This is a genomic window from Streptomyces beijiangensis (assembly GCF_017315755.1).
GTDB lineage: Bacteria > Actinomycetota > Actinomycetes > Streptomycetales > Streptomycetaceae > Streptomyces > Streptomyces beijiangensis.
The window spans coordinates 1-11112 of sequence record NZ_JAFLRJ010000105.1 but is presented as its reverse complement, the minus strand read 5'-3'; the positions used below and the strand labels follow the sequence as shown (position 1 = coordinate 11112).

Annotated in this window: 8 protein-coding genes and 1 riboswitch; of the genes, 2 read left to right on the top strand and 6 right to left on the bottom strand. The window is 70.0% G+C overall.

The features are described 5' to 3' along the window. Nucleotides 1–1831, bottom strand: a 1831-nt coding sequence (locus J0695_RS12285; protein ID WP_206962024.1) for a GNAT family N-acetyltransferase, incomplete at its 3' end; no start/stop codon positions are given. A gap of 230 nt (nt 1832–2061) precedes the next feature. On the opposite strand from J0695_RS12285, the gene J0695_RS12280 reads away from it, so the two are divergent. Further along, nucleotides 2062–2343, top strand: coding sequence for an HPr family phosphocarrier protein (locus J0695_RS12280; RefSeq protein ID WP_206962022.1), 282 nt, complete (start codon nt 2062–2064; stop codon nt 2341–2343). 148 nt (nt 2344–2491) lie between these two features. Here the strand turns inward: J0695_RS12280 and J0695_RS12275 are convergent, their stop codons facing one another. The 4 genes from J0695_RS12275 to J0695_RS12260 form a co-directional block, all read right to left on the bottom strand. Continuing rightward, nucleotides 2492–3175 carry a GntR family transcriptional regulator gene (locus J0695_RS12275; protein ID WP_206962021.1) on the bottom strand — a complete coding sequence of 228 codons (684 nt, stop codon included), beginning with the start codon at nt 3173–3175 and terminating at the stop codon, nt 2492–2494. Nucleotides 3176–3372: 197 nt separating this feature from the next. Further along, on the bottom strand, nt 3373–4167 hold the full coding sequence (locus J0695_RS12270; protein WP_206962019.1) for a M23 family metallopeptidase: 795 nt from the start codon (nt 4165–4167) through the stop codon (nt 3373–3375). 13 nt (nt 4168–4180) lie between these two features. Next, nucleotides 4181–4339: riboswitch (cyclic di-AMP (ydaO/yuaA leader) on the bottom strand. Between the two features lie 196 nt (nt 4340–4535). Further along, nucleotides 4536–5903, bottom strand: a complete 1368-nt coding sequence (locus tag J0695_RS12265) for a M16 family metallopeptidase (RefSeq protein ID WP_206962026.1) — start codon at nt 5901–5903, stop codon at nt 4536–4538. Nucleotides 5904–5932: 29 nt separating this feature from the next. Next, a complete protein-coding gene (locus tag J0695_RS12260) occupies nt 5933–7291 on the bottom strand; it encodes a M16 family metallopeptidase (protein WP_206962017.1) in 1359 nt (452 codons plus the stop codon). 168 nt (nt 7292–7459) lie between these two features. Here J0695_RS12260 and J0695_RS12255 point away from each other — a divergent pair, with 168 nt between their 5' ends. Beyond that, the gene (locus tag J0695_RS12255; RefSeq protein ID WP_206962015.1) at nt 7460–9913 is read left to right on the top strand and encodes a DNA gyrase/topoisomerase IV subunit A; all 2454 of its coding nucleotides are present in this window, start codon (nt 7460–7462) and stop codon (nt 9911–9913) included. 18 nt (nt 9914–9931) lie between these two features. Here J0695_RS12255 and J0695_RS12250 read toward each other — a convergent pair whose 3' ends face one another. Next, nucleotides 9932–10948 carry a CobW family GTP-binding protein gene (locus J0695_RS12250; RefSeq protein WP_206962013.1) on the bottom strand — a complete coding sequence of 339 codons (1017 nt, stop codon included), beginning with the start codon at nt 10946–10948 and terminating at the stop codon, nt 9932–9934. Nucleotides 10949–11112 lie beyond the last annotated feature (164 nt).

The window sequence follows — 11112 nt, the reverse complement described above, 5'->3', positions numbered from 1 at the left end:
GTCCACGTGGAGATCGGCGGCCTGGCGGTTGCGCCTGTCCGCCGATCTCCACGTGGACGACCGCGACCGGTTTGGCCGGGGCGCCGGCCGCCGCTTCGCGCAGTGCCGCGCCGAGGATCTCGCCGTCGCCCATCTCCGTCATGCCGTTCTCGCCGACCCAGGGGATCGCGGTCACCACGACCGCGTCGCAGCCGTCGTCGGCGAGCGCCTCGGCGAGTGCCACGCGGAAGTCCTGGGGCGTCGCGGACGTCGTCAGATCGCGCGGCGGGAGCGGGCGGAGGCGCTCGGTGAGGCAGGCGTCGTACGTGAGGAGCCCGAGGGACTCGGAGTTGCCGAGGATCGCGACCCGCGGCCCCTCGGGAAGCGGCTGGCCGGCCAGCAGGACTCCGGCGTCGACGAGTTCGGTGACCGTGTCGACGCGGATCACACCCGCCTGGCGCAGCAGCGCGGAGACCGTGGCGTCGGGGACGCGGGTGACGGGCACCGCGTGGCCGGGCGGCGCGGAGCCGCTGTGCCGGGCGCCCTTGACCACCACGACCGGCTTCACCGCTGCGGTGCGCCGGGCGAGGCGGGTGAACTTGCGGGGGTTGCCGATCGATTCGAGGTAGAGGAGGACGACATCGGTGTCGGGGTCGTCGTACCAGTACTGCAGGAAGTCGTTGCCCGAGACGTCCGCGCGGTTGCCGGATGAGATGAAGGAGGAGAGACCCGCGCCCCTGCGGTACAGGCCGGAGAGGAGCGCGATGCCGATCGCGCCCGACTGGGTGAAGAGGCCGATACGGCCCGGCGCCGGGGACTCGGGGGCCAGCGAGGCGTTGAGATGGACCGCGTCGGAGGTGTTGATCAGGCCGAAGGCGTTCGGGCCGATGATGCGCATGCCGTACGAACGGGCCTGGCGCACCAGCTCGCGCTGGCGCTCCCTTCCTTCGGGGCCGCTCTCCGCGTAACCGGCGGAGATGACGACAAGGCCCTGGACCCCGCTCTCCCCGCAGTCGGCCACAACCCCGGGGACGTGCTCGGCGGGGACGGCGACGACCGCCAGGTCGACCGGCTCGCCGATCGCGGCGACGGAGCGGTACGCGGGGACGCCGTCCACCTCGGTGACGTCCGCGGGGAAGAACTTGTTGACCGCGTACGTGACGCCGCTGAAGCCGGAGGCGAGCAGATTGCGCAGGACCGTGCGGCCCACTCCCCCAGGTGCGCGGCCCGTGCCGACGACCGCGACCGAGCGGGGGGCGAGCAGCCGCTGCACCGAGCGGGCCTCGGCCCGCTGTTCGCGCGCCCGCTGGACGGCGAGGGACGCGGCGGTGGGCTCCAGGTCGAGGGTCAGATGGACCGAGCCGTCCTCGAAGCTGCGCCGCTGCTCGTATCCGGCGTCCGTGAAGACCTTGATCATCTTGTTGTTGGCGGGCAGCACCTCGGCGATGAAGCGGTGCACGTCGCGTTCGCGTGCGACTGCCGCGATGTGCTCCAGGAGGGCTGATGCGACGCCTCTGCCCTGGTGCGCGTCCTGGACGAGGAAGGCGACCTCGGCCTCGCCCGTGCCGATCCGGTCGAAGCGGACGGTGGCGATGAACTCTCCGCCGATCGTCGCCGCCAGACCCACCCGGTCGACGTAGTCGTGGTGGGTGAAACGGTGCACGTCCTTGGCGGACAGCCGCGGGTAGGGCGCGAAGAAGCGGTAGTACTTCGACTCGTCCGAGACCTGTTCGTAGAAGCTGACCAGCCGCTCGGCGTCGTCGGGGGCGATCGGCCTGATCCGCGCGGTACCGCCGTCGCGCAGCACGACATCGGCTTCCCAGTGCGCCGGGTACGCCTGGTACGAGTTCACTGCGACTCACCTCGCGAAGGCGACGGGGCACAGTGGGCTCGCCTGCTCCGCCGCGGTAGCGGCTGATGCAGCGGTCGGCCGGGGGTCCGGGGGTTGTCCCCCGGGAAACACAGCATGGGGAGAGCCTACGGGTCGCGGAGCGGGTCGGGCCGGTGCAGGCTGGGCCACATCATCCCGCACCCGTGGTTGAATGGTCTAGACAACAGTCAGAGAACTTGAAGGGCAACACCATGGCTGAGCGCCGCGTAAATGTCGGTTGGGCCGAGGGTCTGCACGCCCGTCCCGCCTCCATCTTCGTCCGTGCCGCCACGGCCTCCGGCGTCCCGGTGACGATCGCCAAGGCCGACGGCAACCCCGTCAACGCCGCATCGATGCTCGCGGTGCTCGGCCTGGGTGCACAGGGCAACGAGGAGATCGTGCTCGCTTCGGACGCCGAGGGTGCGGACGCCGCCCTCGACCGTCTGGCGAAGCTGGTCGCCGAGGGTCTCGAGGAACTCCCCGAGACCGTCTGAAAGACAGTCCGAGAGACCGTCTGAATTTCGCACACCGAAGCCGCTCCGCCTGAATTACGGCGGGGCGGTTTCGGCATTCTCCGAACCTGATCGGGGCAGCAGGAAATAGAGGCATGGAATTGCCTCTTCTTTGTATACGGCGCGACTGTTAATGCGAACCGCCCACGGTGTTTACAGCATGTTGCGAAGTCCTCACACGATTGCCTTCGGAGCGGCGCAACCGGTGTGCGGCACTCACCCGCTCCGCGTGCAGCGCGGTCAGCGCCCTGGCCCGCTCCGCGTCCCCGCGCGCCACGGCGTCGACGATCGCACCGTGTTCCGCCCAGGAGTCGACAGGGCGCACGGGCTGCTCGACGGCGTACATCCAGGCGATCTTGTGCCGCAGCTGGGTCAGCAGCGCGGTCAGAGGCGGACTGCCCGAGGCCTGCGCGAGCGTCTCGTGGAACCAGCCGCCGAGTGAGCGCAGATCCTCGCCCTGCCCCCGTCTGGCCCGCTCCTGCCCCAGCCTGACCAGGCCGCGGAGGACTTTGAGGTGTGCCTCGGTGCGTCGCTGGGCCGCCCGGGCCGCGCCCATCGGCTCCAGCAGCAGCCGCATCTCCAGGAGGTCGGCCGCCTCCTGCTCCGTGGGTTCGGCGACGCAGGCGCCGGCATGGCGGCGGGTGAGCACGAAACCCTCGGACTCCAGGGTCCGCAGCGCTTCGCGCACCGGGACGCGCGAGACCCCGTACCTGCGGGCGAGGACTTCCTCGGTGAGCCGGCTGCCGCGCGCGAACACACCGGAAACGATGTCGTCACGGATCGCCGTGCATACCGCGTGCGCCGGAATGCGCATCACCGAACCTCCGCCTTAATCCCCGCGAAACGCGGTCGATCGACGCCTGTTCGGCGACTCTATTGCAGCAGAGGTGAATTTCCGATGGCAGCCGGTTAATCATGGATATCTTTTGGCCACGGACAGACACGCGGAAGGCCCCGGCGCACAAGCGACGGGGCCTTCCGGTGGAGCGGGTGGAGCAGGTCGAGCAGGTGTCAGACGTTCACGTTGTGCGAGCGCAGGTACGCGACGGGGTCGATGTCCGAGCCGTACTCGGCAGTCGTACGGGCCTCGAAGTGGAGGTGCGGGCCCGTGGCGTTGCCGGTGGCGCCGGAGAGGCCGATCTGCTGGCCGGGGGTGACGGTGTCACCGACCGAGACGCCGAGCGACGAGAGGTGGCCGTACTGCGTGTACAGACCGTCGTTCATCTTGATGACGATGTTGTTGCCGTACGCGCCGCCCCAGCCGGCCTCGACGACGGTGCCGGAGCCGACCGCGTGGACCGAGGTGCCGGACGCGGCGTGGAAGTCGATGCCGGTGTGGCTGCCGGAGGACCAGAGGCCGGAGCTGGCCTGGTACGGGGTGGAGACGTAGGAGTCCGATATCGGAGCCACGTAGGTGTTCAGGCGCTTGCGCTCGGCGTCGCGGGCGGCGCGCTCCTTGGCCTCGCGCTCCTGCTTCGCCTTGGCGGCGGCCTTCGCCCTGGCCTCGGCGGCGCGCGCCTCGGCCTTCGCCTTGGCTTCGGCAGCGGCCTTGGCCGTGGCGGCCTCGTGCTTCTGCGCGGCGGCCTGGGCGTCGATGTGGACGGCGAGGGAGTCGCCGATGACGATGGTCTGGGCGAGGCCGGTGGTGTCGACGGCCGGGGCCGCGGCTTCGGCGGCCATGGCCGGAGCGGCCAGGCTTCCCACGACGCCGGTGGTGGCGAGGGCGGCGGCACCCGCGAAGGTCGCGGTCCTGCGCGTCAGGCGGTTCGGGGCACGGTGCTTACCGGTAGGGCGGGCGAACGCCATGAAGGGGTGGGTCCTTTCCTTCCTTCTCGCCTACCGGGTTAGCTGACGGGTTCGGAGCAGGAAGGTCTCCTACGGGCCCGCGCCTTGCGGCTGGGTCCGATTCACCCCAGGGACTGAGTGGGTCCCCGGCTCCCCAGGCTCGCGCCTGACGGGGACTCGGCGATCGCTGTCCGGGGCCGCGGCTGCGGCTTACGTACGACGAACAGCGGGATTGACCGTAAGCGGTCCGTCTTCCCGGAACCAAACAGACAGCAGCTTTTGTAGCGCACGCCACAGGACATCAAGGCAACCTCTCCAATAAAACGGACATAAGAGAGAACCCCGGCAGCGAAATAGCTGCCGGGGTCACCTTTGTGACTGTTTGCCGATCAGCCCGTGACGACGGTCACTTCGCCGATCCCCAGCTCCCTGACGGGCTCCGCGATCTGTGCCGCGTCCCCGACGAGGACCGTGACGAGGCGGTCCTCGGGGAAGGCGTTGACGACCGCGGCGGTCGCCTCGACCGTCCCGGTCTCGGCCAGACGCGCGTACAGCTGCGCCTGGAAGTCGTCCGGGAGGTGCTGCTCGACCTGGTCGGCGAGCGTGCCCGCGACCGCTGCGGCCGTCTCGTACTTCAGCGGTGCGACACCCACCAGGTTCTGTACGGCGGTCTCGCGCTCCGCGTCGGTGAGACCCTCGGCGGCGAGCGTGCGCAGCACCGTCCAGAGGTCGCCCAGCGCCGGTCCGGTGGACGCGGTGTCCACCGAGCCGCTGATGGCCAGCATGGAGGCGCCGGTCCCGTCGGGGGCGGAGCGCAGCACCTGGCCGAAGGCCCGTACGCCGTAGGTGTAGCCCTTCTCCTCGCGCAGGACGCGGTCCAGGCGGGAGGTGAGCGTGCCGCCGAGGCAGTACGTACCGAGCACCTGGGCGGCCCAGACACGGTCGTGCCGGTCCGCGCCGAGGCGCCCGATCAGCAGCTGGGTCTGTACGGCGCCGGGGCGGTCCACGATGATCACGCGGCCCCGGTCGTCGCCGGTGATCGGCGGGGCGGGGCGCGGGGACGCGGTGTTGCCCGTCCAGTCGCCGAGGGTCTCGGCGAGCAGCGCGTCCAGGTCGACGCCGGTGAGGTCGCCGACCACCACTGCGGTGGCCGTGGCGGGGCGGACGTACGCGTCGTAGAACGCGCGGACGCCGGCGGCGTCGATCCGCTTGACCGTCTCCTCGGTGCCCTGGCGGGGGCGCGACATGCGCAGCGTGGCCGGGAACAGCTCCTTGGAGAGCTGCTTGGCCGCGCGGCGGGCCGGGTTGGCCTGCTCGTGCGGGATCTCGTCGAGGCGGTTGCGCACCAGACGGCTGATCTCGCCGTCGGTGAAGGCCGGTGCGCGCAGTGCCTCGGCGAGCAGGCCGAGCGCCTTCGGCAGCCGGGAGACGGGGACCTCAAGGGAGACCCGTACGCCCGGGTGGTCGGCGTGCGCGTCCATGGTGGCGCCGCAGCGCTCCAGCTCCGCGGCGAACTCCTCGGCGGTGTGCTTGTCGGTGCCCTCGTTGAAGGCGCGCGACATGATCGTGGAGATGCCGTCGAGGCCGTCGGGCTCGGCGTCCAGGGGGGCATCGAGGTTGATCTCGACGGCCACCACCTGCTGGCCGGGGCGGTGGCACCGCAGCACGGTCAGGCCGTTGGGGAGCACGGAGCGCCCCGGGGCCGGGAAGGCCCAGGGCGTGGGGGTGCCAGGCTGGGGCTGCGGGTGGTACGTCATGCTCACGGCAGCGGTGTCGGTGGTCTCCGTCACTGGTCCGCCCCCTCTTCTTCTGCTTCTGCTGCGGAGTCGTCGGTCGCTTCGGGCGTGGTCGGCTCGTACACGAGGACCGCACGGTTGTCGGGGCGCAGACGCGCCTCGGCGACCGTCCGCACCTCTTCGGCCGTGATGTCGAGAACCCGCTGTACGGCGGTCAGCGCGAGCTGCGGGTCGCCGAACAGGACCGCGTAACGGCACAGTTCGTCGGCGCGTCCCGAGACCGTGCTCAGCCGGTCGAGCCACTCGCGCTCCAACTGGGCCTGAGCACGCTCCATCTCCTCGGCCGTGGGGCCCTCCGCGGCGAACCGGGCGAGCTCCTCGTCGACGGCCGTCTCGATCTGCGGGACCTCGACACCGCCCGACGTCTTGACGTCCAGCCAGCCCAGCGAGGGGGCGCCGGCCAGCCGCAGCAGGCCGAAGCCGGCCGCGACGGCCGTCTGGTCACGCCGGACCAGGCGGTTGTGCAGCAGCGAGGACTCGCCGCCGCCGAGGATGGTGAGCGCGATGTCCGCCGCGTCGCACTCGCGGGTGCCGTCCTGCGGAAGGCGGTACGCGGCCATCAGGGCGCGCGAGGGGACCTCCTCGCGGACCTCTTCGCGCAGCTGCTCGCCGATGGTGCCGGGGAGCGAGCCGTCACGCGGCGGCTGCTTGCCGTCGTGGGACGGGATGGAGCCGAAGTACTTCTCGACCCAGGCCAGCGTCTGCTCGGGATCGATGTCGCCGACGACCGAGAGCACCGCGTTGTTCGGCGCGTAGTTCGTACGGAAGAAAGCGCGCGCGTCCTCGAGGGTCGCGGCGTCCAGGTCGGCCATCGAGCCGATCGGCGTGTGGTGGTACGGGTGGCCCTCGGGGTAGGAGAGGGCGGTCAGCTTCTCGAACGCGGTGCCGTAGGGCACGTTGTCGTAACGCTGGCGACGCTCGTTCTTGACGACGTCCCGCTGGTTCTCCATCGACTCTTCGTCGAGCGCGGCGAGCAGCGAGCCCATCCGGTCCGCCTCGAGCCAGAGCGCGAGCTCCAGCTGATGGGCGGGCATCGTCTCGAAGTAGTTGGTGCGCTCGAAGCTGGTGGTGCCGTTCAGCGAGCCGCCGGCACCCTGCACCAGCTCGAAGTGGCCGTTGCCCTTCACCTGCCCGGAGCCCTGGAACATCAGGTGCTCGAAGAGGTGAGCCAGGCCCGTACGGCCCTTGACCTCGTGGCGCGAACCGACGTCGTACCAGAGGCAGACTGCGGCGACCGGGGTCAGGTGGTCCTCGGAGAGGACCACGCGCAGGCCATTGGCCAGCCTGTGTTCCGTTACTGTCAGGCCGCCGGAGGAGGCCTCGGCGGTGGCCGTGTGACCCATGGGCATGTACGTCCCTTCGATCGCGGTAAAGAGAAAAAGTGAAGTCCTGCCACTGTATGCAAGCGCACCGACAGCGCGCGAAGTTCCCGGGTCGCGGTCGGTGTTGTCAGTGGGACGGTCCACAATGGTCGGCGTCCCTACCTGACCAAGGCATGTGAAGGAGCCGCAGCAGCGATGGCCCGCCGCAGCACGAAGACCCCGCCGCCGGAGGACTTCGAGGAGAAGATCCTCGACATCGACGTGGTCGATGAAATGCAGGGCTCCTTCCTCGAGTACGCGTACTCGGTGATCTACTCCCGGGCCCTGCCGGACGCCCGGGACGGAATGAAGCCCGTCCACCGGCGCATCGTCTACCAAATGAACGAGATGGGGCTGCGCCGCGACCGCGGCTATGTGAAGTGCGCCCGTGTCGTCGGCGAAGTGATGGGCAAGCTGCACCCGCACGGTGACGCGTCGATCTACGACGCCCTGGTGCGGATGGCGCAGCCGTTCTCGATGCGGCTCCCGCTGGTCGACGGGCACGGCAACTTCGGCTCGCTCGGCAATGACGACCCGCCGGCCGCCATGCGGTACACCGAGTGCCGGATGGCCGACGCCACGACGCTGATGACCGAGTCCATCGACGAGGACACGGTCGATTTCTCGCCGAACTACGACGGCCAGGAGAACGAGCCGGGTGTACTTCCCGCCGCGTATCCGAACCTGCTGGTCAACGGTGCCACCGGGATCGCCGTCGGTATGGCGACGAACATGCCGCCGCACAACCTGGGCGAGGTCATCGCCGCCGCCCGCCATCTGATCAAGCACCCGGGCGCCGACCTCGAGACGCTGATGCGCTTCGTCCCCGGACCCGACCTGCCGACCGGCGGCAGGATCGTGGGGCTCACGGGCATCAGGGACGCGTACGCGTCGGGGCGCGGCACCTTCAAGATCCGTGCCACCGTCTCCGTGGAGGACGTCACCCCGCGCCGCAAGGGCCTCGTCGTCACCGAACTGCCCTTCACCGTCGGCCCCGAGAAGGTCACCGCCAAGATCAAGGACCTGGTCTCGGCGAAGAAGCTGCAGGGCATCGCGGACGTCAAGGACCTCACCGACCGCTCGCACGGGCTGCGTCTGGTCATCGAGGTCAAGAACGGCTTCGTCCCCGAGGCCGTCCTGGAGCAGCTCTTCAAGCTGACGCCGATGGAGGAGTCCTTCGGCATCAACAACGTGGCACTGGTGGACGGCCAGCCGCTGACCATGGGCCTCAAGGAGCTCCTGGAGGTCTATCTCGACCACCGCTTCGAGGTCGTGCGGCGCCGCAGCGAGTTCCGCCGCACCAAGCGGCGCAACCGGCTGCACCTGGTCGAGGGCCTGCTCGTCGCGCTGCTCGACATCGACGAGGTCATCCGTCTCATCCGCTCCAGCGACAACTCGTCGCAGGCCAAGGAGCGGCTGATCGAGCACTTCTCGCTCAGCGAGGTGCAGACGCAGTACATCCTGGACACCCCGCTGCGCCGCCTCACCAGGTTCGACAAGATCGAGCTGGAGAGCGAGCGCGACCGGCTGAACGGCGAGATCGAGGAACTGACCGCGATCCTGGACTCGGACAGCGAGCTGCGCAAGATCGTCTCGACCGAACTGGCCGCCGTGGCCAAGCAGTTCGGCACCGACCGGCGCACGGTCCTGATGGAGTCGGCGGGCGCTCCGGTGGCCGCCGTTTCGCTGGAGGTCGCCGACGACCCGTGCCGGGTCCTGATCTCGTCGACGGGGCTGCTGGCCCGTACGGCCAACGGCCAGCCGTTCTCCGAGGACTCCGGCAAGCGCGCCAAGCACGATGTGGTGATGTCGGCGGTGCCGGCCACGGCGCGCGGCGACGTGGGGGTGGTGACCTCGTCCGGGCGGCTGCTGCGGATCGCTGTGATCGACCTGCCGAAGCTGCCGGACACGGCGTCCGTGCCCAATCTGGCGGGCGGGGCGCAGATCTCGGAGTTCATCACGCTGGAGGACGGCGAGAGCGTCGTCTGTCTCACCACACTGGACGAGTCGTCACCCGGGCTCGCGATCGGTACGGAACAGGGCATCGTCAAGCGGGTCGTGCCCGACTACCCCGCCAACAAGGACGAGTTGGAGGTCATCGGCCTCAAGGACGGCGACCGGGTGGTCGGCGCGGCCGAACTGCGCACCGGCGAGGAAGACCTCGTCTTCATCACCGACGACGCCCAGCTGCTGCGGTATCCGGCGGGGCAGGTACGGCCGCAGGGCCGTCCGGCCGGCGGAATGGCCGGCGTCAAGCTGGCCGTCGGCGCCAAGGTGATCTCCTTCACCGTGGTGGACCCCGCGGTGGACGCGGTGGTCTTCACGGTCGCCGGATCGCACGGCACGCTGGACGATTCGGCGCAGACGGCGAAGCTCACACCGTTCGACCAGTACCCGCGCAAGGGCAGGGCCACCGGCGGGGTGCGCTGCCAGCGGTTCCTCAAGGGCGAGGACCTGCTGGTGCTGGCCTGGGCTGGTCCCGCTCCCGCGCGGGCGGCTTCGGCCAACGGCACCGCGGTGGAGCAGCTGCCCGAGCACGACCCGCGCCGCGACGGCTCCGGGATTCCGCTGCTCACGCCGGTGGCGGCGCTGGCCGGTCCGGCCTCGTAGCGCCTCGTCACGACGGAGTCAGTCCACGTACCGCAGGACGCCCCACATCGACTCGGGGCGGGCGTCCTGCGGTGCGGACTCCCGGCAGACGTCGAGCTCCTCACGGAGGGCGGCGGAGTCGATCCCGGAGCCGATGAGGACGAGCTGGGTGAGGTGCTCCTCGCCGGCGGCCCAGGCGCCCGGGTAGAAGCGCAGGAAGCGTCCGACGGCGTGGAGGGTGAACTTCCCCTCGTTCTCCGGGACTTCGAAGTGCACGAAGCCCTTGATCCGGTAGAGCCCCTCGGGCCTGCGGTCGAGGAACTCCATGAACCGGCGGGGATTCATCGGCTGGGCGGAGATGAACTCCACGCTCTCGTAGGCGGCGTGGAAGTGGCCGCTGTGATCCTCCTCGTCGGCCCGCAGGTCGTCGAAGGAGAGCTGCCCGACCCGCTCGCCCACGGCGCGGCGGTCGATGAGCAGCTCGGGGTCGATCTGTCCGTACGTGGTGCGGACGACCGGGGTCCCTGCACTGAGCTCCCCGACGGCCTTCAGCGTCCGCTCGATTCCAGCCTCGTCCGCCCGGTCGGCCTTGTTGAGCACGACGAGATCGGCGAGGGCGAGATGGCGGTCGGTCTCGGGGTGGCGGGTGCGGGTCGCGTCGAACTCGGCGGCGTCCAGCACCTGGACGAGGCCGCCGTACACGATGTCCGGGTTCTCGGCGGCCAGGATCATCTTGATGAGCTCCTGCGGCTCGGCCAGGCCGCTCGCCTCGATGACGATGACGTCGATGCGCAGCTCGGGGCGGGAGAGCCTGCCGAGATAGTCGTCGAGTTCGCTCGCGTCGACAGCGCAGCACAGACAGCCGTTGCCGAGGGAGACCATCGAGTCGACCTGTCCGGCCACGGTCATCGCGTCGATCTCGACGGCCCCGAAGTCATTGACGACGACACCGATGCGGGTGCCCCTGCTCTGCCTGAGGAGGTGATTGAGCAGGGTGGTCTTGCCGGAGCCGAGGAACCCGGCGAGGACGACGACGGGGACGGGTTTCCTGGGCATGAGGTCAGATCGTAGTGCAGTACGGTCTCGTCAATCCGACGCGAAGTAAACGATTGTTAGCGGCGCGTAACGGGCACACATCCGGCATGGCACGAGGCGCGACGGGCCATCGGACCTTCCGTGCGCCTCTCCTCCGCCTCCCCCGCCGGCCAGAGCCGCCCGGC

What these genes read in the sequence shown, in the direction of transcription:
- J0695_RS12280 (WP_206962022.1), top strand. Translation starts at nt 2,062, where the DNA reads ATGGCTGAGCGCCGCGTAAATGTCGGTTGGGCCGAGGGTCTGCACGCC.
- J0695_RS12275 (WP_206962021.1), bottom strand. Translation starts at nt 3,175, where the DNA reads ATGCGCATTCCGGCGCACGCGGTATGCACGGCGATCCGTGACGACATC.
- J0695_RS12270 (WP_206962019.1), bottom strand. Translation starts at nt 4,167, where the DNA reads ATGGCGTTCGCCCGCCCTACCGGTAAGCACCGTGCCCCGAACCGCCTG.
- J0695_RS12265 (WP_206962026.1), bottom strand. Translation starts at nt 5,903, where the DNA reads ATGACGTACCACCCGCAGCCCCAGCCTGGCACCCCCACGCCCTGGGCC.
- J0695_RS12260 (WP_206962017.1), bottom strand. Translation starts at nt 7,291, where the DNA reads ATGCCCATGGGTCACACGGCCACCGCCGAGGCCTCCTCCGGCGGCCTG.
- J0695_RS12255 (WP_206962015.1), top strand. Translation starts at nt 7,460, where the DNA reads ATGGCCCGCCGCAGCACGAAGACCCCGCCGCCGGAGGACTTCGAGGAG.
- J0695_RS12250 (WP_206962013.1), bottom strand. Translation starts at nt 10,948, where the DNA reads ATGCCCAGGAAACCCGTCCCCGTCGTCGTCCTCGCCGGGTTCCTCGGC.